Genomic DNA, 25,543 nt, shown 5'->3' with positions numbered 1-25,543 from the left:
ACATCAAGTGGGCATCTCGCGCAGCCGATCCCGGCTCGGCGGACCGGCAAGCGGGCAAGACGTGCGGCGACGCCCTTTTTGTCTCGGCTCCCTCCTGGCAGGATTTGCTTCGAAAACAGCCGGAACCAAGCTTTGAAACCCGGGCTAACGCCCGGATTCTCCGGGGTTTTCGGGGCGAGCCGTTGCATCGGATTGGATTGAAATCGGCGCGCCAATTTTCTTTCGAAAATATACTTGTTTCCACAAGCCATTGCATTTCAATGAAAAATATGATTATATTGAACGGATATTCAATAAAAAGAAGAGACGTTTTATGAACCCGCATCTCCGTGACGTGGCCATTCCCAACGATTGGGACCGGCGGGGACTGCCTGGCTGGAGCTACCATTCCGATGCCCTCCTCGAACTCGAGAAGGAGCACGTTTTCCGCAACCATTGGCAAATCGCCGGACATGTCAGCGACATCCCTGACGCCGGCGACTACCTGGCCATGGACGTCGTCGGCGAACGCGCCCTGATCGTGCGCGGCAAGGACGGCGTCGTGCGCGGTTTCAACAATATGTGCCGCCATCGCGGCAGCCGTGTCGTCGCCGACAGCCAGGGCAATTGCAAGAACGCGCTTGTGTGCCCGTTCCACGGCTGGGTCTACAATCTCGACGGCACGTTGCGCGGCGCTGCCCGCCCGCGTTCCTTTCCCGATCTCGACAAGACCGAGTTCGGCCTGATGCCGCTCGATCTGGAGGTGTGGATGGGCTTCATCTTCATCCGCTTCCGCGCTGGCGGCCCGCAGCCGTCCGTCGCCGAGCTGATGAAGCCGATCGAGCCCGAATTCTCGCACTACAAGGCCGCCGACATGGTGCCCTCCTGGGGCATCTGGACCCAGAAAACTCCGGTCAACTGGAAGTCGGTGCGCGACGTCGACAATGAGGGCTATCACGTCGCCATGGCGCACCCGGCCCTGCAGGATCTCTATGGCGCGACCTATTTCGACGAACCCTTCGTCAACGGCGTGTCGCGCTCCTTCGCCAGCTACAACCCGCATGCCGGCCGTCGCTGGAGCGTCAGGAACTACGTCAAGATCGCGCCGGAGCCGGCGCATCTGCCGGACTATCTGACGAAGGCCTGGGTCTATTATGGCATCTTCCCCAATGCCGTCCTCTCGGTGATGCCGGAATCGGTGCAGTTCTATCAGGAGTTCCCGCTGTCGACGGGTGAGACCCTGCTGCGCGGCGCCATCTACCGCTATCACGACGAAAGCCGCGAGCAGGCTGCGGCCCGCTATCTCTCCTTCCGCATCGACCGCGACACCATGTCGGAGGATGTCCAGCTTTCGGTGTGGTCGAACGAATCCATGCTGTCGGAAGCCTTCGAGGGTTTTTACCTCTCCGACCTCGAATACGGCGTGCGCACCCACCACGACCATCTGCGCAGGCAGATCCCCGTGCTTGGGCTCGAAACGGCGCCGGAGGAGAAGGACATGTGGAACTTGAACGACGCGCTGCGGTCGCGTGGATAGGCGACGCCGATAGTTGGCGAAACCATCGGTGAGAGCGCTCCTCTCCCCGTCCTATGCGGGGCGAAGAAAGAACGTCATCCCCGCCACACCCCTTCTTTCCTGAGATCATCCATCGTGCGCGAAATGCCCTCGCGCAAAATGCCGACCATGTCGTCGATCTGCTCGCGCGTGATGACCAGCGGCGGCGACATCACGCACATGTTGATCAGCGGCCGCACCAGCAGGCCGAGCTCGTGGCAATGCGCGTCGATGCGTTTGCCGACATCCTTGTCGAGCTGCAGCGGGTCCTTGCTTTCGCGGTCGGCGACACATTCGACGCAGCCCATCAATCCCAGCCCGCGCACCTCGCCGACCAACGGCAATTCTTCCAGCGTCTTCAGCTGCGCCTGGAAGTAGGGCGCGACCGCTTGCGTATGGGCAAGTACGCCCTGTTCCAGAAGGTCGAGATTCCTGAGCGCCACTGCGCAGCCGACCGGATGGGAGGTGTAGGTCAGGCCATGGCCGAACATCGCGTCGGGATGGTTCGACCGGCGCAGTTCCTCCAGCAGCCGTTCCGATATGATGACGCCGCCGAGCGGGAAATAGCCTGACGTCACACCCTTGGCGAAGGTGATCATGTCGGGATCGATGCCGAACACATCGCCGGAGGCGAAGACATGGCCCAGCCGTCCAAAGCCCGTCACCACCTCGTCGGAGACATAGAGGATGTCGTTGTCGCGGCAGATCTCGCGAATGCGCTTGAGGTAGCCGTCCGGCGGCACGATAACGCCGCCGGAGGCCTGCACCGGCTCGCCGACGAAAGCGCCGATCCGGTCAGCATCGACACGCGCGACGGTGTCGCGGAACTGGTCGACGAGGAAGTCGGTGAAATCAGCCATGCTCATGCCCTGCGGACGACGGAACGGATCGGGCGAGGACAGCTTGATCACCAGTTCGTCGGCGCCGTCCATCCAGTCGCGGTCACGCGGGCGGCCATTGAGCGAGGCCGACAGATAGGTCGAGCCGTGATAGGCGCCGCCGCGCGACAGGATCAGCTTCTTCTCCGGCCGGCCCCGCACATTGTTGTAGAACTGCATGAAGCGCAGCGCCGTCTCCACCGCCGAGGAGCCGCCTGTGGTGTAGAAGACGTGGCTGAGATCGCCAGGCGCATGACCTGCTATGCGACCGGCAAGTTCCGCCGACGGCGCGTTCATCGTGTACCAGGGCGTATTGTAGGACAGTGCCATCGCCTGGTCGTACATCACCCTGGCGAGTTCCTCGCGCCGATGGCCGACATTGACGCACCACATGCCGGCCGGCCCGTCGATCAACCGCTTGCCGGTGCCGTCGGTGATGTAGATGCCGTCGCCTTCGCCGATCAGCGCGCGCGCTTCCGCGCCGACCGAACCGGCATACGGCCAAGGCTGGACGAGATGGCGCCTGGCCAACTCGACGGCATCGGCGGCTCCGGCTCCGGCCATTTCGCTCGCCTTCAGGTCCCTCGCAGCCGCCATCGTCATCTCCACATCACTTGTCGAATTCAGGATTTCGAAATTTGGCCCGGCAATGCTGGAAATTTCCGGCATAATCCGCACAATTTTGAATGTCCGTTCAATCAATATCTCAGAAATAGCGCTTGATTTCAATCCGCGGATGCGGGCATGATGAAAGAAAGCCGGCAAGCTCGGGGCGCGATCAGCAAAACTGGTCACCGGTTTTGCGTTCGATCGCGCTCCAAAACAAAAATGGGAACAAACAGCCGGCGCCAGTCCAATGGGATAACGCATGGCGGGACGCTCCAGGCCAGCAACCGAGATCACAGCCGGAGCCCTGCCCCCCGGAGCCTGGCAATGACGGCGGCGGCGGAAGGGTCGCCCCCGTTGCGCATGACGCGGGCCAGACGAAATGCCCTTCTGCAATCCGAACCCGTGCAGGGCTTTGCCCTGATCAGCCCGACCTTTCTCTACGCGCTCATCCTCCTGGTCCTGCCGATCCTGGTGGTCATCGCCCACTCCTTCTGGACGCAGAACTACCTGACCATCGACCGCACCCTCACGCTGGAAAACTACCGCGTCGCCCTGACCGAGCCGATCTATCGCGATCTGTTATGGCGCTCACTGTATATCTCGCTGACGGTCAGCTTCTTCACCGTCGTCCTGGCTTATCCGATCGCCTATTTCATTTCCTTCCACGGCGGCCGCCACAAGAGCCTGTGGCTGTTCCTCATCACCATCCCGTTCTGGACCAGCTATCTCCTGCGCGTGATGTCGTGGAAGGTCATTCTCGGCTATAATGGCGTCTTGAACTCCGGGCTGATCGGCCTCGGCATCATCAACGAGCCGTCGACGGCGCTGCTCTACAATTCGAGCGCCGTCATCATCACGCTGACCCACGCCTGGGCGGCCTTCGCCATCCTGCCGATCTTCGTCTCGCTGGAGAAGATCGACCGGACCCTGGTGGAGGCGGCTACGGATCTCGGCGATGGTCCCTTTCGTTCGTTCCTTCGCGTGACTTTGCCGCTGTCGGCGCCAGGCATCATCTCGGCGGCGCTGATCGTGATGATCCCGACGGTCGGCGACTATGTCACCCCCAAGCTCGTCGGCGGCAAGGACGGCGTCATGATCGCCAACGCCATCCAGGCGCAGTTCGGCAAGGCCTCGAACTGGCCGCTGGGCGCCGCCCTTTCCGTCACCACCATGCTGGTCGTGACGTTGATGGCCGGCGCCACGGTGCTGGTCATCCGTGCCGCCCAGAGGCTTGCGCGATGAGCGCGGCGCGACGTCTGCTGCCGGGCGGCTGGCTGTCGGCTTATGCCTTCCTCTATGTCGGCTTCCTTTATCTGCCCGTGATCTTCCTGCCGATCTTTTCGATCAACACTGCGGCTACGCCGAAATTCCCGCTCACCGGCTACACCCTCAAATGGTACGAGGACCTGCCCAACACGCCGGCGCTGCTCGACGCCACCTGGAACAGCCTGATCGTTGGCGTCTCGGCGTCCGTCCTTTCGACGGTTCTCGGCATCCTCGCCGCCCGCTCGATCACCCGCTACCGCTATCCCGGCCGGCGGGCCATCAACGGCCTGATCATGGCGCCGCTCGTGCTGCCGGAAGTCATCGTCGCCATCTCGATGCTGCTGGTGATGCTGCAGCTCGGCTTGAGCCTCTCCCTGTTCACCGTCGTGCTCGGCCATGTCCTGGTCTGCATCCCCTATTCGATGACGGTGCTGACCTCCGGCTTCGAGGGTTTCGACCGCAGCCTCGAGGAGGCCTCGGCCGACCTCGGCGAGAGCGCCTTCGGCACCTTCCGGCGGGTGACGCTGCCGATGGTGGCGCCGGCGATCATCTCCAGCCTGCTGGTCTGCTTCACCATTTCGCTGGACGAGTTCATCATCGCTTTCTTCCTGACCGGTACCGAGGCGACGCTGCCTATCTATATCTGGGGCCAGTTGCGCTTCGCGGCCAAACTGCCGGGCGTGCTCGCGCTCGGCACGCTGCTGCTGGTCGCCTCCTTCCTGCTGATGACCGTCGCCGAAACCCTTCGCCGCCGCGCGGCCAGACGCACGAAGAACGAGGGAGGGCTTTATGCCTGAGCAGGCCCCATCGGCACGAACCCTGTCCGAACGGACGATGATCGAGATCAACCGCGTCACCCGCAGCTACGGCGCCTTCAAGGCGCTCGAAGATGCCTCCTTGACCATTCGCGAGGGCGAATTCTTCTCGCTGCTCGGCCCGTCCGGCTGCGGCAAGACCACGCTGTTGCGCATGATCGCCGGCTTCGACAACCCGACGAGCGGTTCGATCTCGGTCGGCGGCCAGCCGATGGAAGGCATTGCGCCCAATCGCCGACCGACCAACATGGTGTTCCAGAGCTATGCGATCTTCCCGCATCTCAACGTCGAGCAGAACGTCGCCTATGGCCTGAAGCGGCTGAAATTGCAGGGCGGCGAGGAGAAGCGCCGCGTCGAGGAAGCCCTGGCGCAGGTCTCTCTCACCGGCCTCGGCAAGCGTCTCGCCACCGAGCTGTCCGGCGGCCAGCGGCAACGCGTCGCGCTCGCCCGCGCGCTGGTGATGCGGCCCAAGGTGCTGCTGCTCGACGAGCCGCTGTCGGCGCTCGACAAGAAGCTGCGCGAACAGATGCAGGTCGAGTTGCGCCGCCTGCAGCAGGCCGTCGGCATCACCTTCGTGCTGGTCACCCACGACCAGTATGAAGCGCTGGCCATGTCCGACCGCATCGCCGTGATGTTCGGCGGCAAGATCGCGCAGGTCGCCTCGCCCAAGGAGATCTACCAGCGGCCGGTCAACCGCCAGGTTGCCGACTTCCTCGGCGGCATGAATTTCGTCAAGGCCGAGATCGTCGAGGAGAACGGCGGCTCGCTGGTCGTCGACACGCTGGGCTTCGGCCGTGTGAAGACCGACAAGCCAAAGGCCTTCGTGCGCAATGGCAGCGGCGCCACGCTCGGCATCCGCCCGGAGCGCCTGCGCGTGTTGTGGGACAACGCGACGGCCAAGTTCGAGGTTGCCGGAAAGGTGGTCGAACGCCACTATTTTGGCGAGATCACCCATCTGATCGTCGAGATCCCCGGCCTGGAAAAGCCGCTCTCTGTGACCGAAACCAACGATTTCGGCGCCGACGACATTCCGGTCGGCACTTCGATCCGCCTTGCCTACGATCCCGAAGCCCTGGTGGCGATGGCCGACTGAAGGTCGGCGACTACCTTGCGCGCGGCGATGCGCCCGGCAACGATCGCCCCTTCGACATAGCCGGGGAATGACGGCGACAGCTCCGACGATGCGAAATGAACAGGCGGCGCGCCGGCCAGGAGCACGGGCTCGGCATCGGTCGCGGCAACGTCGACGATGAGGTCGCTGTAGCCGCCGCCGCTCCAGCGGTCATGCGTCCAGTCGCGCTGGCTGAACTCCGCGATTTCGGCCGCGTCGGGGCCGAGGGCTTCCACCAGTTTCCCGGTCACTTCGGCGCGCAGTGCCGCCTCGCCGAGCTCACCCCAGCGCAGGGCGAGCGGGCCGCCGACGAAGACGACCAGCGCCGCGTGGCCTTCATCCGGACTGGCATCGCAGGCGAACAGCCCCGGCGGGTCGCGCCACATCACCATGCCGCTCAAGCCGCGGCGGCGCCAGAAGGCAGCGGGGTAGCGCACCAGCACCTTGATCACGGCGCCGCTTTCCCAGACGCCGAGTGCCTTCGCCAGGGATTCGGGCAAGGCGGGTGCGAAGCCCAGTTTCGCCACCATGACCGGCGGCACCGCGACAAGTGCCGCCCGCGCTTCAATGACACCCGCCGCCGAGACGATACGAACGCCTTGCGGTCCATGCTCGATGCATGAAACGGCTGCGTTGAGCCGCAGCCGGTCGCCGAGATCGCTGGCCAGGTCCTCTGCCACTGACTGCATCGTCTCGCGCAGGAAATACTGCAGCTCCGGCACCTCATTGGTGATGCGCCTATCGTTGTCGATCAGGTGCCAGAGCGGCAGTTTCTCCAGCGCCAGGCACCACAGGCCTTCGATCATCGAGCGGAAGGCTGCCTTAACGGCATCGGCATCATCCTGCCGGTCGAGCCAGGCGGCAACCGTCAGCCCGGCAATCGAGGGATCGTCCGGCGCGATCGCGTTCATCCGCTCGCGGATCGCCATCGAACCAGAATAGGTTCGCTTCGCCTCGGCGGCGGAGATTGGCGGCTGGGCGACAAACGCGCCCTCGACATGGGTTTCGACAAGCGTCCTGCCGCGCGCGTCGACAAGCGCCATCAGCTCCGGCATGTCCTCGCACAGGAACTGGCCGCCACTGTCGATGCGCTCGCCGAAGCCGATCTCCACCGATTCGACGCGCCCGCCGACACGGTCGCGCGCCTCGAGCAGCACGAAATCGACGCCGGCCTTTTTCAGCTCGAGCGCTGCCGACAGACCGGAGAAGCCGGCGCCGATGATGACGACATCGGCTTTTGCGGATTCGCTGTTCAATAGCCGGCCTTGATCTTCTCGAACTCGGCGACCATGCGCTGCTTGAGCTCCGGCGCCACCGGCTGTTGGAACAGCGTCTTGTCGAGGAATTTATCGAGATCGTCGAAGCCGCGGTCGGCCAGCACCTGGTGATCGACTGCGGCCATGCCGGCACCGTTGCCATGGCCGTAGCCGAAGGTCTTGACCATATAGTCCGACACCCCGGGCGCATTGACGGCGCTGAGGAAATCATAGGCCCGGTCGAGCTTGCCCGGCGCGTCCTTCATCAGCACATAACCGCAAACCCAGGTCGAAATGCCTTCCTTGCTGTCGCGGTTCATGGCGATCGGCAGGCCTTGCCCCTTCAGCGTCACATAGGTCTCGTTCCAGCCCCAGACGAGATCGACCTCATTGCCGATGAAGGCCTGGTTGAGATCGGTGTCGTCGGTCCAGTAGAAACGGATGTTCTTGTGCACGTCGCGCAGGAAGGCGGACGCCTCCTGGAACTGGGCATCGGTCATCCCTGTCCAGTCTTTCAGCCCGATGACGAGACTCGCCAGCGCATAGGCGTCGTCGACATTGTCGCCGATGGTGACGCGGCCCTTGAACTTCGGGTCGGCGAAGATCCTGAGCGATTGCGCCTGCTCCGGCGTCACCTTGTCGGTGCGGTAGAGAAGCGAGGTGTTGCCCCAGTCGAATGGCATGAACCACGCTTTGCCGTCGTCGGTGGTGGCGAGATCCTTCATCGCCATGATGCCGGGATTGAGGTCTTTCCAGTCTGCTATCCTCGACGTGTCGAGCGGCTGCAGCAAGCCCGCCTCGCGCCACTTGACCACGCTTTGCGAACAGGGATGCGCGATGTCGGCCTTGAAGCCGGCCCGCATCTTCTCGAAGGCCTCGTCCTCGTCGCCGAAGAAGGCGAAGGTCGGCTCGGCGCCGTATTTGGCGGCATAGGCAGGGTGCAGCAGCGGGTCCTCATAGCCGGACCAGTCGAACACGACGAGGTCGCCGCCACCTTCCGCCCAGGCATAGACGGCGCCGGCGCCGATCACGCAGGCGGCGGCAAGGGCAAGGCTGCGTAGCACTGGCTTCATGGTGCGAATTCCCCCGTCGCGAAAGGCTGCCGCGAGGTTATGAGAATTCGCCTCTCTTGGCGAGCCCACCCACCATCTCCGCAGGCGGGCGGGCGGCCGAACCGGCTCAATATCCGGCTTTGATCTTCTCGAATTCGGCGATCATCTTGAGCTTGAGCTGCGAGGGCACCGGCGACTGGAACAGCGTCTTGTCGACGAATTTCTGCACATCGTCATAGCCTTTTTCCTTCAGCACGGCCTGATCGACGCCGGCCATGCCCTTGGCGTTGGCCTGGCCATAGCCCCAGTCCTTGACCAGCACCTTGGCGGTTTCGGGATCGTTGACGGCGTTCAGATAATCATATGCCTTGTCGACATTGCCGGGCGCATCCTTGAACAGCACATAGCCGCAGACCCAGGTCGAAATGCCTTCGTCCGTGTCCTTCTTGGCTTTGATCGGCACGCCGGCGGCGACCGATTGCACGGTGGCGTCGTTCCATGCCCAGGCAAGATCGACCTCGCCGCCGCTCAAAAGCTGCACCACGTCCGTTGTGTCGGTCCAGTAGGAGCGCACGTTCTTGTGCACCTGGCGCAGGAAATCCGACGCCTGTTTGAACTGGTCGTCGGTCATCTTGGTCCAGTCCTTGACGCCGATGGCGAGGCTCGCCAGCGCATAGGCGTCGTCGACATTGTCGCCGATCGACACCCGGCCCTTGAACTTCGGATCCGCGAACGCCTTCAGCGACTGCACGTCCTTGGCGTCGACCTTTTCGGAATTATAGGTGAGTTGGGTGTTGCCCCAGTCCCAGGGCATGAACCAGGCCTTGCCGTCCGCGGTCGTGGCGAGATCCTTCATCGCCATGATTCCGGGATTGAGATCTTTCCAGCCTGTGATCTTCGATGTGTCGAGCGGCCGCAGCAGGCCGGCCTCGCGCCATTTCACCACGCTCTGCGAGCAGGGATGGCCGAGATCGGCCTTGAAACCCGAGCGCACCTTTTCGAACGCCTCGTCCTCGTCGCCAAAGAAGGCGAAGGTCGGCGAATCGCCGTTCTTCTCGACATATTTCGGATGGAAGCTCGGATCCTCATAGCCGGACCAGTCGAACACGACCAGGTCCTTGTCGGCGGCAACCGCCAGGGCTGCGGCCGAGGCCGCCAGCACGCCGGTCAATGCCAGGGTCAATGTCAGGCGTCGGGCCAATGTCAGCCGCTGGATTGATGTCTTCATTGCTGTTCCTCCTCTTTTATTTATCGATTGCTTCATGCCTTGCGACGGGTGGCGGCTGCTCCCTGGTAATGTTTAGGGAATGCGGCCGACAGGAATTCGTTGGCTGCCTGCAAGGCGCTCTCGCGGGTAGTGTCTTCGGTGCCCATCATCAAGCGCAGCCACAGTCCCTCCAGCATCGCGCTGAGCGCCAGCGCCATGACCTGCGGCTCATAGGCATAGCCGCCGCTTTGCTTGAGCGTCGCGCAAAGCTCGATGAAGATGTTCTGGTAGACGGCATCGCGGGCGCTGCTCAGCGCCTGATAGGTCGGCCGCGACTTGGCCTCGCCCCAGAAGGCGCACCAGGCCGCCAGCTTGCGCTTGTTGCAGATCGAACGGTCGAAATCGGCCGCGACCAGGGTCCGCAACTGGTCGGCGGGGTCGTTCCCCGCTTTCTCCAAGGCATTGCGCCAATGCGCCGAGTACTCGTCATACATATGTTGCAAGGTCGCGATCAGCAGTTTTTCCTTGCTCTCGAAATGGAAATTGACGATGCCGCGCGACAGGCCCGCGCCATCGGCGACGTCGGCCATCGTCGTCTCCGAATAGCCGCGCTTGGCCAACGAATCGATCGTCGCCTCGATCAGCTGAAGCTGCCTGACCTCCTTGGAAGCCTTACGCCCGCGTTTCTCGGGTTCGCTCGATGCCTCGGCGGACTGCTCTTGGCGTGCTGCAATTTTCATGGGTGCGGTCATGCTCCACATCGCCGGCTAGCCGACCATCTTCGGTTTTTGCCCGCGAAGATGAGTGGGACGGTGCTCGCCACTGTCAAGCACCTTCTGCATGGCCTCCCAGGTTCGTATGTTCTTGTCGACATAGGCGGCGCCCACTGCCGCCGCGACCGTCGGATAGAGCGGCCCCTTCAGCCTTTCCAGTTCGCCCCGCGCCACCTCGCGGTACCAGGGATTCCGGTCGCGAACCGCGATCTCGGCAAAGCCCGCCTGGCGCATCGCCTGTGCGTAGCGCGCCGGCGAGGCCATCGCGAAGGACAGCCCTTCGGCGGCGACATAGGCCTTCATCTCCGGTGATGGTTCGCCGTCATGCGAGATCATCCAGTTTGATGCCGCAAAGGCGCCGCCGGCCTTGAGCACGCGGAATATCTCCGCAAACAGCGCATCCTTGTCGGCGACATGCAGCAGCGCATCCTTGGAGAAGACGACGTCGAACGACTGATCCTCGAAAGGCAACCGCCCAGGCGGCGCCTGGATGAAGCTGGCGCGGTCGGCAAGCCCGCGGGAGGCTGCCCGGCGCCTGGCCGTTTCGATCACCGGCCGCTCGACATCGAAGCCGGTGACGTGCGCGGCGCCATGCCGTTCGACCAGATGCAGCGTGATGCCTCCGGACCCGCAGCCGATGTCGAGCACGGTCTTGCCTGCGAGCGAAAGTCCCTCGAGCACGCGGTCGACTTCGTCGGGCCCGCCCGGCGACAGGTAGCCGTCGCCCCACAGCGCCTCGAGGAAGCGGATGGCGGCTCCGTCGTACTCCGGCTCGGCCTCGGCCGTTTCGATCATCAACCCTCGATCCCCAATCGACGAATGTCCGTCTCGAACGCCTGCAAAGCCTAGCCCAGGTCTGGGAAAACGCAACATTATTTGTTGAACATTCATTCAATACGGCTGGACAAAACGACGACTACCGTGCCAAATTTCGCGCATTGAGGGGACGGATTACGCCAAAATGAACAGCGGATCGCATGGAAAGACTGGGCCAAAATGAAAGCTTGGGATGCGATCGTCATCGGCGGCGGACACAACGGACTGGTCAACGCCTGCTATCTCCAGCGCGCCGGGCTCGACGTGCTGGTGGTGGAGAAGAATCCCTGGGTCGGCGGCGCCGCCACCAGCCGGGAATTGACGTCGGGCTTCCTCTATTCCAACTGTTCCTATGTCTGTTCGCTGTTTCGCCCTGAAATCATGCGCGACCTCGAACTGCCGCGCTTCGGCCTGCAGGTTATCTCCTATGAGGGCGGCGCGGTGTTCACCAGGGATGGCGATTATCTCGCCAATTACCGGGACCATGATGCACACCGGCGCGAATTTGCGCGCTTCTCGAAACGCGATGCCGAAGCCTACGACCGTTATGCGCGCGACGTGACGCGCCAGTGCCGTTTCATCCAGCCGCTGTTGATGCGCACCGCGCCCGACCCGACCAGTCTGCGGCCGCGGGATCTGGGCGAGCTCCTTTATCTGGGCAAGAAATTCGCGGGCCTGTCGGCGGAGGAAATGGCGCTGACGCTGCGCTTCTGGACCATGTCGATCTCGGACTTCCTCGATGAATATTTCGAGACCGATGTCATCAAGGCCAATTTCGCTTTGTCCGGTATCATCGGCACGGCGCTCGGGCCGATGTCGCCCGGCACGGCTTATGTGCTGCTGCACCACTATATGGGCGAGGTCGACGGCTCGGTCGGCGCCTGGGGCTATGCGCGCGGCGGCATGGGCGCGGTGACAAAAGCGCTGGCGGCATCCTTCAAGGCGTCGGGTGGAACCATTCGCACCGGCGCCGAGGTCGACCATGTTCTGGTGAGCCGCGGCAAGGCCAAGGGTGTGGTGCTGGCCGGCGGTGAGGAGATCCGTGGCAAGCTCGTCGTCTCCAACGCCGACGTGAAGCGAACCTTCCTGAAACTGGTCGAGGAAAAGGAACTGCCCGAGATTTTCCTGCGCCGGGTCAGGAACTTCAAGATCCGAGGTTCGTCCGGCAAGGTCAACATCGCGCTGGACTCGATGCCCGAATTCCCGGCTCTGCCGAAGGATTCCCCGGTCTATCGCGGCGACATGCATTTCACCGATTCGATGGAGCGCATGGAGCGCGCCTATGACGACTGGAAGGCCGGGCGCTGGTCGGCCGATCCTTTCCTCGACATGGTCATCCCGACGACGCTCGACCCGACGATGGCGCCGCCGGGAAAACACTTCATGAGCTGCTTCGTGCAATACGCGCCGCCCAAGGTAAACGGCCATGAATGGTCCGACGCCGATCGCGACGGATTCGCCGAAAGCGTGATCGCGCAGATTGCCGACTACTCGCCCGGCTTTCGCGACCGCATCGTCCACATGGAGGTGCGCACGCCGCGCGAAATCGAGGCCGAGGTCGGGCTCACCGAAGGCAACATCTTCCAGGGCGAACTGACCTTCGACCAGCTTCTGTTCAACCGCCCGGTGCCGGGCTACGCGCAATACCGCTCGCCGGTCGGCGGTCTTTATATGTGCGGCTCCTCGACCCATCCCGGCGGCGGCGTCATGGGCGCGCCCGGCCGAAATGCCGCGGCCGAGATCCTGCGCGATCTCGCCAAATCGACCTCGCATATGAGCCCGGCCCATGACGTCATATGATGCAATCGTCATTGGCGGCGGCCATAATGGCCTCGTCACTGCTGTCACGCTGGCGAAGGCAGGGCGCAAGGTGCTGCTGCTGGAAGCGGGAGCCGATCTCGGCGGCGCCGCGCGCACGGAGGAATTCGCGCCGGGTTTTCATGTCTCGTCGATCGCCCATCTGCTGAACCGCCTGCATGCCGACGTGGTGAAGACGCTGGAACTGGAGAAGCATGGCCTGCGGATCACCCCAGACGACTTCGCGCCGTCGGTTGCGCTGTCGATGGACGGCTCCCCGCTGGTCCTGCACGGCGCCTATGGCGAAACGCTGACCGGCGCAAGTTTGTCCGAGCAATCCGCGTGGAAGCAGTTGCGCGCGCAACTGCTTCGCTACGCCGGCATCCTGGAACCCCTCCTCTCGCGTCGTCCGCCCGATCTGGCCGGCATGTCGCTGCTGGAGGCGGCGGCGTTCGGCCAGGCCGCACTGGCGCTGAAAAGGCTCGGCAAGGAAGACATGCGCGATTTCCTGCGTGTGCTTTTGATGAACGTCGCCGACCTGCTCGACGAGCAGCTTGCCGACATCAGGCTGAAAGGGCTGCTGGCCTTCGACGCGACGCTCGGCAGCCATCTCGGTCCGCGCTCGCCCACCTCGTTGCTCGGCCTCTACTACCGGCTGGCCGGCGAGGCCGGCGGTGCGGCCGGCGCGCAGACAGTGCCGAAGGGCGGCATGGGCGCGGTGATCGCCGCCATCCGCGCCTCGGCCGAAAAGGCCGGCGTGAACGTCCGCACATCGGCGCCTGTCGCAAGGATCATTGTCGAGAAAGGCCGTGCCGTCGGTATCGCATTGGACAATGGCGAGGTGCTGCGCGCCAGGACGATCGTCTCCGCGACAAATCCGGCGACGACTTTGCTCGACCTTGTCGGTCCACGCGAACTCGACACCGGCTTCGTGCGCAAGGTGAACAACATCCGCATGAAGGGTGATGTCGCCAAGCTTCACCTGGCGCTCGACAGGCCGCCGCAATTCACAAATGTCGATGCCGCCGGCCACAGGGGGCGGCTGGTTATCGCCCCCTCGCCCGATCATGTCGAGCGCGCCTTCAATCCATCCAAATACGGCGCGTTCTCGCCCGAACCGGTGATGGAGATCACGCTGCCAAGCCTCGCCGATCCATCGCTCGCGCCCGACGGCGCCTGCGTGCTGTCGGCGGTGGTGCAATACGCGCCCTATGCTCTGAAAGAGGGATGGGGCGCCGGCAAGGCGAAATTCCTGGAGGCAATCATGGCTCAGCTCGAAGCCTACGCGCCAGGCATCGGCAAGACGGTGCGCCACACCGAGCTCTTGACGCCCGCCGACATCGAAACGCGCTACCGCATGCCGGGCGGCCACTGGCACCACGGCGAGTTGCAGGCCGACCAGATGCTGATCTCGCGCCCGGTCTCGGGCTGGTCCGGCTACGACACACCGCTCGACGGGCTGTTTCTCGCCGGTGCCGGTTCACATCCCGGCGGCGGCATCTCCGGCGCACCTGGATTGAACGCCGCTCGACGCATCATTGCGATGAAGGGGTAAGGCGATGTTTCAGTTGGCGGCAGTCGCGTTCTACGGCGAAGGATCGCCAGCATGAATCAGCAACCATCATCCGCCCGCATCGCCGCCCAATCCCACTTCCGCACGTTGCGTCTCGGCACGCCGTTCCAGCCGCGCATCGATGCTCTGGCCAAGACCCAGGATTGGTACAACTGGGCGGGCTACCGCGCCCCCCATTCGCTGTGGGACGAGGAGCTCGAATATTTCGCCATTCGCAGCCAGTCGGCGCTCTTCGACATCTCGCCGATGACCAAATACCGCGTCGAGGGACCGGACGCCGAGGCCTTCCTCGACCGCGTCACGCTGCGCGACGTGACCAGGCTGAAGCCGGGCCGCGTCCATTATACCGCGTGGTGCGACGACGAGGGCTTCGTCCTCGATGACGGCACGCTGTTCCGGCTCTCGCCAACGCGGTTCCGGCTGTGCTCGCAGGAGCGGCATTTGCCTTGGCTGCTCGACAGCGCCATCGGGTTCGATGTGACGGTGGAGGAAGAGACCGAAGCCGTCGCGGGCCTGGCACTGCAAGGTCCGACCTCTTTCGCCGTGCTGCGTGATGCCGGTTTTGCCGATGTCGAAAAGCTGAAGGCATTCGACCTCGCCGAATTCCCGCATGATGGCGAAACCGTCACCATCTCGCGCACCGGCTTCACCGGCGACCTCGGCTATGAATTGTTCATGCCGGTCGACAAGGCGCTTAGCCTGTGGGACCGGCTGATGGCGGCCGGCGAACTGCGCGGCATCCGCGCCATCGGCTACACCGCGCTCAACCGCGCCCGGCTCGAAGCCGGGCTGATCGTCGCCAATGCCGACTTCACGACAGCCGAACACGCCATCCGCGCCGACCGCTTGCGCATGCCCGACGAGATCGGGCTCGGCTTCATGATTGATCTGGAAAAGGCCCATTTCAACGGCCGTCGCGCCATCTTCGAGGCGCGCGCCAAGCGCAAGCTGCGGCATGTGCTGGTCGGGCTGGAGATCGAAGGCAACATCCCGGCCGAACACGCCATCGTCTATCACAGAAAGAGCCAGGAGGTCGGGCTGGTCAGCGCCGCCATGTGGTCGCCGATGGCCAAGCGCAACATCGCCATCGCTTCGCTGGTGCGACCATATGGTGATACTGTCGTCGACGACCTCTGGGTCGAGATCTACGCAATGCGCGAGCTGCAATACCAAAAGCTGATGAAGCGGGCCAAGGTGGTGCCGCGGCCGTTCATCAAGCTCGATCGCCGCACCGCCAATCCGCCGGCGGATTTCTGACCATGGACGAGGAAGCCGACAAGCAGCAAGAAGAGGCGGCCGAACAGTGGGAACTGGTCAACACGCCGCTCGGCGAAAAATGGTCGGGCCGCACACGCTATGCCGCCGCCATGTTCTTCTACAAGCGCGGCGAGATGAGCGCCGAGACGCTTGAGGTCTACCGCATCTGCGCGCGGCTCGATTCGGAAAACCCGCTGCCGATCATCCGCGACCGCGGCGTCGGCAAGGACTGGCTGAAGCGCATGGGGTTCGGCTGACCTGCCTATCCTATGGTTCTTTCCAGCATGGCCAGCCAGTTTCGGTAGGCGATCTTTTCGATCAGCGCGCGGCCGAAGCCGCGTGCGGCGAGCGCATCGATGAGCTTCGGCAGACCGGCGGCGTCGCCAATGACGGCCGGGATCATGGCTCCGTCGAAATCGGAGCCGAGGCCAACCCCATCCTCACCCAGCGCCTGCAGCAGGGAATCGATGTGGCGCACCATGATGTCGAGGCCGGTATCGGCATTCATCTTTCCGTCCTCGCGCAGGAAGCCGGTGGCGAAGTTCAGCCCGACCATGCCGCCGGTTTCGCGAATCGCGCCGAGCTGCCAGTCGGTGAGATTGCGTGAGTGGCCGCAGATCGCATGCACGTTGGAATGGGTCGCGACCAGCGGCGCATCGCTGAGCGCGGCGACATCGCGAAAGCCCTTCTCGTTGAGATGCGACAGGTCGATCATGATCCTGAGTTGGTTGCAGGCCTTGACCAGCGCCTTGCCGGCATCGGTCAAGCCGGGACCGGTATCGGGCGAGGACGGAAAGCGGAACGGCACGCCATGGCCGAAAGCGTTCGGGCGGCTCCAGACGATGCCGAGCGAGCGCAAGCCGGCGGCATGCAGCACGTCGAGCATGGTGAGTTCGGGATCGATCGCCTCGACCCCTTCGATATGGAATACCGCAGCGATCGAGTCGCGCACCATGGCGCCGCGCACATCTGCGGCATTGCGGCAGACGCTCAGCGCTCCGGCCCGTTCCAGCCTGAACAGGATCGAGGCCATCGCGATCGTCGAGGCCAGCGCATCGCTGTGCGGGAGTTCGGGCGGCAACGGCTCGGCATCGCTGGGCGTCGACGGGACAGCGCCGCGCCGGCCTCTCTCGACAGGGGGCGGGAAGATCGCGAACATGCCGCCGGCGAACCCGCCGGCCCGTGCGCGCGGCAGGTCGATATGGCCGCCCGATTTCCCTTCCATGAACAGCTTTTCGACGTCCGGGTCTTTCGACTGATAGAGTCTGAGCAGCGTGTCGTTATGGCCGTCGAAGACGGGAACGAGATCGGTTTCGGTCATGAAGGGATCATTCGGTTCGATGTGCGCACGCCGCCCGCGATATATCATATCTACTTAGGCAAGATGGGCCGAGCGTGCAAATGCCAAAGCCGTGCTGGCCTATCACACTGTTTTACTCCCGAGGGTCCGGACTGGCAAAGCGCCGGCTGATCCTACCCCTTCAGCACGTCGGCCCACTCCGGATGACGGCGGAACTGGGCGTTGGCAAAGGGACAGAGCGGGATGATCTTCTTGCCCGCCGCGCGCGCGTCCTCGACGGCGCGGGTGACGAGCCGAAGCCCGGCACCCTGGCCGCGAAACGCGTCGGGCACTTCGGTGTGGTCGATGATGATCTGGTGCTCGCCGATCCTGGTGAAGGTCATCTCCGCCTCGGCGCCGCCCGGACCGCGCAGCACGTAGCGGCCCTTGGAACCACGATCTTCGAGTTCGATCTCCGGCAGTTGGTCAGGCATCGCTTACTCCTTGGGCCACGCCGGCAAAGAGCCGCCGCGCCGCCTCGATTTCGTTCGGCCGCACTTCGTGCCCGCCTTCATGCCACTCCACTGTGACATCGGCGCCATCGGCGCGCAAATAGGCTTCGAGCCGCGAAGTCAGGTTCGGCGGACAGATCGGATCCCGCCTGCCGGCGGTCACCAGAATGCGGCGCCCGGCAAAACTCCCGTTCACCTGCGGTTCGAACGGGATCAGCGGGTGCATCAGCACCGCCGCGTCGAACAGGTCAGGGGCTTCGAACAGCAGCGACGCCAGGATGTTGGCGCCGTTTGAATAGCCGAGAGCGTAGACCGCCGACGGTTTTGCCGCTGCTATCTGCGCCTTGACGAAGCCCGCCATCTTCCGAGTCGCGCGCGCCAGGTCCTGCATGTCATAGACGCCCTCGCCGGTGCGACGGAAAAAGCGCGCAGCGCCTTGTTCAGACACATCGCCGCGTGGCGAGATGATGGTTGCCTGGGGCGCGAGATCGCGCCCCAGCGAGACGAGCTGGCCCTCGTCGCCTCCGGTGCCATGGAAGACGAAGAGCAGCGGACCGCCCGGCGAACCGGGCAGCACCTTGTGGATGTAGCTGTCTGTGCTCATGACCCCGCCCCTCGGTCTTCCAGCTTCTGCAGATGCTGTTCGAGATAGGGCCGCAGGTGTTGATGCTGCGCCGGCAGCTTCAAAGCTTCACCGAGATGGGCGGTGTCCTCGTCGCGGTCGAAGCCCGGCTCGTTGGTGGCGACTTCGAACAGAACGCCGCCCGGCGTGCGGAAATAGATCGCCCAGAAGTAATCGCGGTCGATCACTGGCGTCACCTGGTAGCCGGTATCCATCAGCGCCTTGCGCACTTCGAGCTGCCTGGCGCGATCCTCGACGGCGAAAGCGACGTGATGGACCGAGCCCGCGCCGAGATCGGCAAAGGCGGCACCGGGTAGCGATTCGATGTCGACGACGTCGGCGCCATTGCCGTTCCTGATCGCCAGCCGCCTGACATTGCCGGATTTGTCGAGCTCCTCATAGCCCATGAACTTCAAGAGTTCCTCGGTGGCGCCGCCATCCTTCAGGCGCAGCGACACGGAGTGAAAGCCCCGGATCGCCTCGTCGGCGGGAATGCCGCCCTTCGCCCATGGCGCGCGCGTGTCGGCCCTGTCCTCGACGAGCGCGAAACCGTCGCCGTCCGGTCCGGCGAAGGCCAGACGCTTCTCGCCAAAGGTCTCTTCGCGCGAAAGGCCGGCGATACCTTCCTCGGCGAAGCGCCTTTCCCAATAGGCGAGCGTGCCTTCCGGCACCGAATAGGCGGTGGTGCCGACTTCGCCGACGCCGTGACGGCCCTTGCCGATATTGGGAAACGGAAAATAGGTCATCACCGAACCCGGCGTGCCGAGCTCGTCGGCATAGTAGAGATGGTAGACGTCGGGCGCGTCGAAATTGACCGTTTTCTTGACCCGGCGCAGGCCGAGCTTCCCAGTGAAGAACTCATTGTTCTGGCGGGCATCGCTGGCCATCGAGGTGACGTGATGCAAACCCTTGATCTGGTCGAGCATGAGTGCTGCTCCCTTGTTCTATTGCGGCCCCTGCCGCTGCCCCCGCCAATATGAGCATCGGCCTGTCCCCGTCAAAGGCGGCAAAGGCGGGATGGACTGTACTCTGGAAGTGAACAATCGAAAGCAATTTGTTCACCGATCCACCAGCAGCCCGGGCTTGCGCCGGGGCGGGATTTCGGTTCCATGAGCGACGCTCGAAACATTAGCCAAGGATTATCGCCAGTGACCGGAAAAGGCAGGCGTCCGAACGTTCTCCTGATCACCTGCGACCAGTGGCGCGGCGATTGCCTTTCGGCGGCCGGCCATCCCCTGGTGAAGACGCCGAATGCCGACGCATTGGCAGCGGAAGGCGTATTGTTCAAGCGGCACTATGGCGGCGCGGCACCCTGCTCGCCGGCCCGTGCCTGCCTCTATACCGGCCTCTACCAGATGAATAACCGGGTTTGCCGCAACGGCACGCCGCTCGATGCCCGTCACGGCAATATAGCGCTTTCGGCGCGCGCGCTGGGCTACGATCCGACGCTGTTCGGCTACACCGACGTATCGCTGGATCCGCGCCGGCTCGCTCCGGCTGATCCGCGGCTGCGAAGCTATGAAGGCGTGCTTCCTGGTTTCACGGTGCGCCAATTGCTGCCAGAGCATCAGAAGCAGTGGCTGTCATGGCTGGGAATGCAGGGCATCGATACCGACGCCGGCTCCCCCGCGATCCATCGACCGGCGAACGGGGCAGGCGATGCCGGCTCCGTGACGAGTGCGCCGCCCGTCTATTCGAAGGAGCAGACGCCGACCGCTTTTCTTGCCGGCGAATTCATCCGATGGCTGGGCGAACAGGAGCATGCCGCGCCCTGGTTCGCGCATCTCTCTTTCATCAGCCCGCATCCGCCTTTCATCGTGCCTGCACCATACGACACCGTGTACGACCCCGCCGACGGCCCCGACTTTCGCCGTGCGGCAGACTGGCAGAAAGAGGCGGACAGCCATCCCTATCTCGCCTACGATTTCGGCAGGCAGAAAAAGCACAAGTTTCGACCTGGCGCCGCAGGCAGTGTACATGACTGGAGCGAGGATGATTTCCGCCGCATCCGCGCGATCTATTACGGCATGATCTCGGAAGTCGATGCGCAGCTCGGCCGAATCTGGCAGGCGGTCAAGACGGCGGGCGCGTGGGACGACACCATCGTTGTGCTTACCTCCGACCATGCCGAGATGATGGGCGACCATTTCATGCTGGGCAAAGGCGGCTTCTTCGACGCCAGCTATCATATCCCCTTGGTCATCCGCGACCCGCGTCACGGCCGCACCGCAGGCGTGGCCGTCGACCGCTTTACCGAGGCGGTGGACATATTGCCGACCTTGCTCGACCTGCTGGGGGGCGAACCGGCGCCGCACCTCGACGGTCATTCGCTGCGGCCGTTCATCGCCGGCGAGGAGCCGCCGGACTGGCGCGACGCCGCGCATTGGGAATTCGATTTCCGTTCGATCGCGGAAGGCGAAGCCGAACGGCATTTCGGCCTTGCCTCGCGCCAGTGCAATCTCGCCGTGATCCGCACGGAAAAATTCAAATATGTGCATTTCGGCGGCGGCCTGCCGCCATTGCTGTTCGACCTGGAAAAGGATCCCGCCGAGCTCGCCAATCTCGCCGCCGATCCCGCCTATCTCCCGATCAGGCTCGAGTTCGCCGAACGGCTGCTTGCCTGGCGGACCGAACATCTCGACCAGTCGCTGGCGCTGGCGGAGCTGACCAGGGATGGCGTTGTGGGCTATGTAAGTAGGGCAGTAGGGGAATAGGGAATCCCTACTGCCCTACTGCCCTACTGCCGTTGTTGCTATCTCACGATCATCCGCTGCTGCTCGCGGTTCTGCGCATAGCTGCCTTTGTCATAGGCGGCCTGGGCCTCGAGCTGCTCCTTGGTGAAGGTCGTGTAGAGATATTTGTTACCGTCCTTGTCGGTCATGAATTTCAGGTTGTCCATGCCGACGGCGACTTCCTTCTCGCCGACGCCGAGGAAACCGCCGACATCCACGATGACCGCGTCGGTCTTGTTGTCGGGCGTCAGCACGACATCGCCGATCTCGCCGACCTTGACGTCGTTGGCGCCATAAACTGTGGTACCCTTGAGATCGTCGCCCCTGACCTCGCCGACAGGCATTTCGGTCAGTTTCGATTTGTCGATCGCTGCGGTCTTCGTCTGGTCGGGAGCGGTCGCATCAGGGGTGGAGGCGGACGGGGCCTGCGCCGTCTTGTCCATCGGAGCCGTATTGGTTGTCGGCGCGACGGCCGGGGTGGACGCAGCAGGTGCGTTCGATGCCGTCGTGACCGGAGCCGGATCATAAGCCTTGCGGTTGAAGTCCGGCAATGCCTGCAGCTCTTCCTTGGTGGTTTGGGCCACCAGCCAGCGGTCGCCGTTTTTCTCGGCCCACTGGGCCTTGCCGAAATCATAGGTGACGTTCTTCTCGCCGATGCCGAGGAAGCCGCCGACGCCGATGACCAGTGATTGCGCCTTGCCTTCCTTGGTCAGGACGATGTCGTTGACGTTGCCGATGTTCTGCGCATCGTCGCCGGTCCCGTTATAGACGCTCTCACCGATGATATTGGTGGCGAGATTGCCGTCGGCGCGCTTCACCGGTTCCGCCGGAGCCGCGTTCATGTCGACTGGCGCCTGGGCGGTATCGCTCGGCGCGGATGTTGACGGCGCCTGTGCCGCTGTCGATGCGGCCGGTGCCGGAGCATAGGGCTTGGTGTCGAACTCCGGCTGCGCCGTCAACTGGTCCTTGGTCGTCTGGGCGACCAGCCAGCGGTCGCCGTTTTTCTCGGCCCACTGCAGCTTGTCGTAATCGAACGCGACATTCTTCGTCCCGACGCCCAGAAAGCCCCCGACGCCGATGACTATGGATTTGGCCTGACCGTCCTTGTCGAAGACGATGTCGGTTACTTTGCCGATATTCTCGGCATTGTCGCCGGTGCCGTTATAAACCGATTCACCGATGATGTTGGTGGCGATGCTGCCCTCGGCGTGCACCACAGGAGCGGCGGGTTGCTCCGCGCCAGGCGCAGCCGGTGTCGGAGTTGTCTGCGCATGCGCGCCCGTCGCCACGAACATGGCAAGAGCAGTCGTGGCTAAAAGATTGCGGATCATGATGGTGTCTCCTCGTGCCTGATTTCATGCATGCCGCACCGGCCTCCGCCGTCACCGGCGACGGGCGAACGCGGCATTCGCCTGATCACAACGTCGTGACTGCGCCCATTGTTCCGACAAAAGCCAGGACGCATATTCTCCGCACACGCGGCTCGCAACTTGCGTGCTGCAAAGGGAAATTCGCCGCATCATCCGGAACCTTTTTGCCACTTGCGCCGTTCAGCCGGCGGCTGGAGCTTCTCCGGCTCGGAGTTTTTTTGAGAGCACGGAGGGGACATGCGGTTTGCGGCGGTGCTGAACCGGGACGGTGGCACCTTGCGCACCACCGACCTGGATGGCTTTCGCGATCGCATGCGCGACCTGCTGGAGGCGGCAGGCCATTCCATTGATATCGACGTGGTTGCCGGCAAGGACATCGTGCCGGCATTGGACAACGCGGCTTCGCGTCGCGGCATCGACGTGGTTCTCGCCGGCGGCGGCGATGGCACGATATCGGCGGCGGCGGCGCGGCTGATGGGCAAGAAAAAGGCGCTGGCCATATTGCCCGCAGGCACCATGAACCTCTTCGCGCGCGGGCTCGGCATCCCGCAGACGCTCGATGCGGCTTTGCGATCCTTCGCCGATGGCGAGGTGATGGCGGTGGACATCGCCACCGCCAATGGCCGGCCTTTCGTGCATCAGTTCTCGATCGGCATGCACGCCAAGATGGTGCAGCTACGCCAGAACATGGAGTTCGGCTCCCGGCTGGGCAAGATGCGGGCATCCGCGAAAGCGGCTTGGCAGACGATCAAGAATCCGCCGGCGATGACGGTCACCCTGACCATTGGCGAGGCCGAGATCACGGCGCGAACCACCGGCGTCGGCGTCACCAACAACCTGTTTGGAGAGGGTCACCTGCCCTTTGCCGACAATCCGGCGGGCGGCGTGCTCGGCATTTATGTCACGGTCGCGCGGCAGCGCGCCGAACTGGTCAAGTTCTTCTTCAACGTCGCGCGTGGCAAATGGCGGGACAATGAACATGTCGAAATCCATCAGACAGAGCGGGCTGTGCTGAAGATCCGGTCGGCGGCCAGGAAATACCGCGCCGTCCTCGACGGTGAACTTATCAAGCTCGAGGACGAAATTACCATCGAAATCCACCCGGGCGCCTTGAACGTGCTGGTGCCGCGGCACGCCATGCGGGCAAAGGCGGCCTGATGCAGGGGCAGCCGACGAGGAACAGAAGACTAGCCGCTCGGAGCGCTGCCTTGTTCGGTGGTCGGGGATTTCGTGTACTCGCCGTAAATCTCGACGATGCCCCAAACGACAAAGGCCAGGAGAAGTCCCGCAATCAGGATCCGCAAGCCGTGCCAGCCCCAGTGTCCCTGACGCGCTTTGTTTTCAGGAATGGTCTTGGGCATAGCCGGCCTCGATGCGATGTGGACGCGTTGAGCGTCTCTGGCAAAACATCTTCGGGTAACGGTTCCTTGCTACGAAGGTTCCGCGTTTGGCCAAGCCCTTCGCCGGCAAGTCGGGAAGGCGAAGTCGGAGGGCTCGCGAGGAAGCGTCGGGGGCGCTGGTGAACAAGGCGGCGAAATTGGCGCCGGGCCTTCCGGCCGAAGTAATGCACGTCGTCAACGACGCCGGCCGGCTGGCCGTGCTGCACGGCTTGCAGGCGCTGGATACGATGGCTGACGCCGACTTCGACGGCGTCAGCCGCCTTGCCGCGGCCGCCATGCGCGCACCGATCGCGCTGGTTACGCTCGTCGACGTCGAGCAGCAATGGTTCAAGTCGCGTGTCGGCCTGGACGAGATCGAGACCGCAACCGACATCTCCTTCTCCGCCCATGCGATTGCCGCGGGCGGCGAACTGATGGTGGTACCCGACGCGACCTTGGATCCGCGTTTTAAAGCCAACTCACTGGTCACGGGCAAGCATCACATCCGCTTCTTTGCGGGCGCGCCGGTGACCGTCGCCGGCGCCAGGATCGGAACGCTCTGCGTTTTCGACCGCAAGCCCCGTCCCTTTCCATCGCGCGTCAGGCTCGACCAGTTGAAGGCGCTGGCCGGCCTAGCCGCCAGCCTGTTCACGCTGAAGGATGCGACGCGCAGCGGCGCCATCGCCGAGGCGGCGCTGGTTCGCGAAGAAAAACGGCGCGCCATAGCGCTCGACGCGGCATCGCTTGCCAGCTGGGCCTGGGACATCCGCACCGACATGATCGAATGCGATGGTTTGCTGCCGGAATTGTTCAATCTGCCGCGATCGAACCGGTTGCGGGCGCGCGACATCCTGATGGCAATAGATCCACGCGACGTCTATCAAACCGAAACCCGCTTCCGCGACGCCTTGGCCGGCGGCGACGACTATTTCGGCGAGTACCGCGTGAAAGGCTTCCATCCACCCCGCTGGCTGGCGACGCGCGGCCGCGTCATCGAGCGCGATGGCGACGGCAAGCCGACGCTGATCTTCGGGGTCAATTACGACATATCCGAACGCAAGCTTGGGGAGGAAAGGCAAAGGCTGCTGCTTCGCGAACTCAATCATCGCGTCAAGAACACGCTGGCGACCGTTCAGGCGCTGGCGACGCAGACCGTGCGCCATGCCCGGCAGCCGAGCGCTTTCCTGGAAGCCTTCGGCGCCCGGCTCCAGGCACTCGGCATCGCCCATAATCTGCTGTCCGACCGGGAATGGCGCGGCATCGGCATCCATGAACTCGTCCAGATCGAGGTGAGGCCCTTCGACACCGCCGAGCAACTGCGCATGACGATCACCGGTCCCGATCTGTTGCTGTCGCCGGACCAGGCAGTGGGGCTGGGCCTGATCTTGCACGAACTGGCCAGCAATGCCCTACAATATGGGTCGCTGTCGGCGACATCCGGCAAGGTCGATCTGAGCTGGAAGACACAAGGCAGAAAAAGCGACCGGCGCCTTGTGCTGACCTGGCGCGAAAGCGGCGGTCCTGCGGTTGCCCCGCCCGAGCGGCATGGCTTCGGCTCGATCCTGATCCGCCGCAGCCTGGCCAAGGTCATCTCCAGCGAAGTGGCGCACGAGTTCCGGCCGGAAGGCGTCTTTGCCGAAATATCCATGCCGCTGGAGGATCTCTCCAAGTGACCGGCCCAGCTTTAATCCGGGCCCAGCCTTAA

General features: G+C 63.6%; 23 protein-coding genes. 11 read left to right on the top strand and 12 right to left on the bottom strand.

Going from position 1 to position 25,543, the window contains the following annotated elements:
* Window positions 1–313: 313 nt before the first annotated feature.
* Window positions 314–1,516, top strand: coding sequence for an aromatic ring-hydroxylating dioxygenase subunit alpha (locus tag FJ979_RS30060; RefSeq protein WP_140584503.1), 1,203 nt, complete (start codon window positions 314–316; stop codon window positions 1,514–1,516).
* Between the two features lie 74 nt (window positions 1,517–1,590).
* Here the strand turns inward: FJ979_RS30060 and FJ979_RS30055 are convergent, their stop codons facing one another.
* Entirely contained in the window at window positions 1,591–3,009 is a 1,419-nt protein-coding gene (locus FJ979_RS30055; protein ID WP_140584502.1) for an aminotransferase, read from the bottom strand.
* 336 nt (window positions 3,010–3,345) lie between these two features.
* Between FJ979_RS30055 and FJ979_RS30050 the strand changes: the two genes are divergently transcribed.
* From FJ979_RS30050 to FJ979_RS30040, 3 genes are read left to right on the top strand one after another with little or no spacing between them, the layout of a single operon-like run.
* On the top strand, window positions 3,346–4,263 hold the full coding sequence (locus FJ979_RS30050) for an ABC transporter permease (RefSeq protein WP_140584501.1): 918 nt from the start codon (window positions 3,346–3,348) through the stop codon (window positions 4,261–4,263).
* On the top strand, window positions 4,260–5,084 hold the full coding sequence (locus FJ979_RS30045; protein WP_140500611.1) for an ABC transporter permease: 825 nt from the start codon (window positions 4,260–4,262) through the stop codon (window positions 5,082–5,084). Before FJ979_RS30050 ends, FJ979_RS30045 begins: the two co-directional genes overlap by 4 nt.
* Window positions 5,085–5,121: 37 nt before the next feature.
* Window positions 5,122–6,195 (top strand): ABC transporter ATP-binding protein, encoded by a 1,074-nt coding sequence (locus tag FJ979_RS30040; RefSeq protein ID WP_140584510.1) that lies wholly within the window; start codon window positions 5,122–5,124, stop codon window positions 6,193–6,195.
* Here FJ979_RS30040 and FJ979_RS30035 read toward each other — a convergent pair.
* The 5 genes from FJ979_RS30035 to FJ979_RS30015 form a co-directional block, all read right to left on the bottom strand.
* The gene (locus tag FJ979_RS30035; protein WP_181181822.1) at window positions 6,159–7,469 is read right to left on the bottom strand and encodes a flavin monoamine oxidase family protein; all 1,311 of its coding nucleotides are present in this window, start codon (window positions 7,467–7,469) and stop codon (window positions 6,159–6,161) included. The genes FJ979_RS30040 and FJ979_RS30035 overlap by 37 nt on opposite strands.
* Window positions 7,466–8,542 (bottom strand): extracellular solute-binding protein, encoded by a 1,077-nt coding sequence (locus FJ979_RS30030; protein ID WP_140584499.1) that lies wholly within the window; start codon window positions 8,540–8,542, stop codon window positions 7,466–7,468. The genes FJ979_RS30035 and FJ979_RS30030 overlap by 4 nt, the downstream gene beginning before the upstream one ends.
* Window positions 8,543–8,648: 106 nt before the next feature.
* Entirely contained in the window at window positions 8,649–9,749 is a 1,101-nt protein-coding gene (locus FJ979_RS30025; protein ID WP_140525481.1) for an ABC transporter substrate-binding protein, read from the bottom strand.
* Window positions 9,750–9,781: 32 nt separating this feature from the next.
* Window positions 9,782–10,468 carry a transcriptional regulator BetI gene (betI, locus tag FJ979_RS30020; RefSeq protein WP_140525480.1) on the bottom strand — a complete coding sequence of 229 codons (687 nt, stop codon included), beginning with the start codon at window positions 10,466–10,468 and terminating at the stop codon, window positions 9,782–9,784.
* Window positions 10,469–10,495: 27 nt separating this feature from the next.
* On the bottom strand, window positions 10,496–11,296 hold the full coding sequence (locus tag FJ979_RS30015; protein ID WP_140517901.1) for a class I SAM-dependent methyltransferase: 801 nt from the start codon (window positions 11,294–11,296) through the stop codon (window positions 10,496–10,498).
* 201 nt (window positions 11,297–11,497) lie between these two features.
* Between FJ979_RS30015 and FJ979_RS30010 the strand changes: the two genes are divergently transcribed.
* The 4 genes from FJ979_RS30010 to FJ979_RS29995 are packed head-to-tail and all read left to right on the top strand — an operon-like array spanning window position 11,498 to window position 16,201.
* A complete protein-coding gene (locus FJ979_RS30010; RefSeq protein WP_140500605.1) occupies window positions 11,498–13,117 on the top strand; it encodes an NAD(P)/FAD-dependent oxidoreductase in 1,620 nt (539 codons plus the stop codon).
* On the top strand, window positions 13,104–14,669 hold the full coding sequence (locus FJ979_RS30005; protein WP_140584498.1) for an NAD(P)/FAD-dependent oxidoreductase: 1,566 nt from the start codon (window positions 13,104–13,106) through the stop codon (window positions 14,667–14,669). Before FJ979_RS30010 ends, FJ979_RS30005 begins: the two co-directional genes overlap by 14 nt.
* A 51-nt stretch (window positions 14,670–14,720) precedes the next feature.
* Window positions 14,721–15,944 (top strand): aminomethyltransferase family protein, encoded by a 1,224-nt coding sequence (locus FJ979_RS30000; RefSeq protein ID WP_140500603.1) that lies wholly within the window; start codon window positions 14,721–14,723, stop codon window positions 15,942–15,944.
* A 2-nt stretch (window positions 15,945–15,946) separates the two neighbouring features.
* Window positions 15,947–16,201: a hypothetical protein gene (locus FJ979_RS29995; protein ID WP_140500602.1), complete on the top strand. Its 255-nt coding sequence runs from the start codon at window positions 15,947–15,949 to the stop codon at window positions 16,199–16,201.
* Between the two features lie 5 nt (window positions 16,202–16,206).
* Here the strand turns inward: FJ979_RS29995 and FJ979_RS29990 are convergent, their stop codons facing one another.
* The 4 genes from FJ979_RS29990 to FJ979_RS29975 all read right to left on the bottom strand — a co-directional run bounded on the left by FJ979_RS29990 (window position 16,207) and on the right by FJ979_RS29975 (window position 19,283).
* On the bottom strand, window positions 16,207–17,265 hold the full coding sequence (locus tag FJ979_RS29990) for a dipeptidase (RefSeq protein ID WP_140500601.1): 1,059 nt from the start codon (window positions 17,263–17,265) through the stop codon (window positions 16,207–16,209).
* Window positions 17,266–17,417: 152 nt separating this feature from the next.
* Window positions 17,418–17,717: a GNAT family N-acetyltransferase gene (locus FJ979_RS29985; RefSeq protein ID WP_140500600.1), complete on the bottom strand. Its 300-nt coding sequence runs from the start codon at window positions 17,715–17,717 to the stop codon at window positions 17,418–17,420.
* Window positions 17,710–18,339 (bottom strand): alpha/beta hydrolase, encoded by a 630-nt coding sequence (locus FJ979_RS29980; protein WP_140584497.1) that lies wholly within the window; start codon window positions 18,337–18,339, stop codon window positions 17,710–17,712. Before FJ979_RS29980 ends, FJ979_RS29985 begins: the two co-directional genes overlap by 8 nt.
* A complete protein-coding gene (locus tag FJ979_RS29975) occupies window positions 18,336–19,283 on the bottom strand; it encodes a VOC family protein (protein WP_140500598.1) in 948 nt (315 codons plus the stop codon). The genes FJ979_RS29980 and FJ979_RS29975 overlap by 4 nt, the downstream gene beginning before the upstream one ends.
* A 222-nt stretch (window positions 19,284–19,505) precedes the next feature.
* Here FJ979_RS29975 and FJ979_RS29970 point away from each other — a divergent pair, with 222 nt between their 5' ends.
* Window positions 19,506–21,071, top strand: coding sequence for an alkaline phosphatase family protein (locus tag FJ979_RS29970; protein ID WP_140500597.1), 1,566 nt, complete (start codon window positions 19,506–19,508; stop codon window positions 21,069–21,071).
* Window positions 21,072–21,109: 38 nt separating this feature from the next.
* Here the strand turns inward: FJ979_RS29970 and FJ979_RS29965 are convergent, their stop codons facing one another.
* Complete coding sequence (locus tag FJ979_RS29965) at window positions 21,110–22,420, bottom strand: PRC-barrel domain-containing protein (protein WP_140517892.1); 1,311 nt, start codon at window positions 22,418–22,420, stop codon at window positions 21,110–21,112.
* Between the two features lie 276 nt (window positions 22,421–22,696).
* Between FJ979_RS29965 and FJ979_RS29960 the strand changes: the two genes are divergently transcribed.
* The gene (locus tag FJ979_RS29960; RefSeq protein ID WP_140584496.1) at window positions 22,697–23,617 is read left to right on the top strand and encodes a diacylglycerol kinase family protein; all 921 of its coding nucleotides are present in this window, start codon (window positions 22,697–22,699) and stop codon (window positions 23,615–23,617) included.
* Between the two features lie 29 nt (window positions 23,618–23,646).
* On the opposite strand, the gene FJ979_RS32740 is transcribed toward FJ979_RS29960, so the two are convergent.
* A complete protein-coding gene (locus tag FJ979_RS32740) occupies window positions 23,647–23,820 on the bottom strand; it encodes a hypothetical protein (RefSeq protein ID WP_181165417.1) in 174 nt (57 codons plus the stop codon).
* A 158-nt stretch (window positions 23,821–23,978) separates the two neighbouring features.
* Between FJ979_RS32740 and FJ979_RS29955 the strand changes: the two genes are divergently transcribed.
* Window positions 23,979–25,511: an HWE histidine kinase domain-containing protein gene (locus FJ979_RS29955; RefSeq protein WP_246671781.1), complete on the top strand. Its 1,533-nt coding sequence runs from the start codon at window positions 23,979–23,981 to the stop codon at window positions 25,509–25,511.
* Window positions 25,512–25,543: the final 32 nt, after the last annotated feature.

The sequence above is a fragment of the Mesorhizobium sp. B1-1-6 genome (assembly GCF_006443035.1).
Lineage (GTDB): Bacteria > Pseudomonadota > Alphaproteobacteria > Rhizobiales > Rhizobiaceae > Mesorhizobium.
Note: the sequence above shows the minus strand (reverse complement) of the source record. Positions and strands in the feature narration are given on the sequence as shown.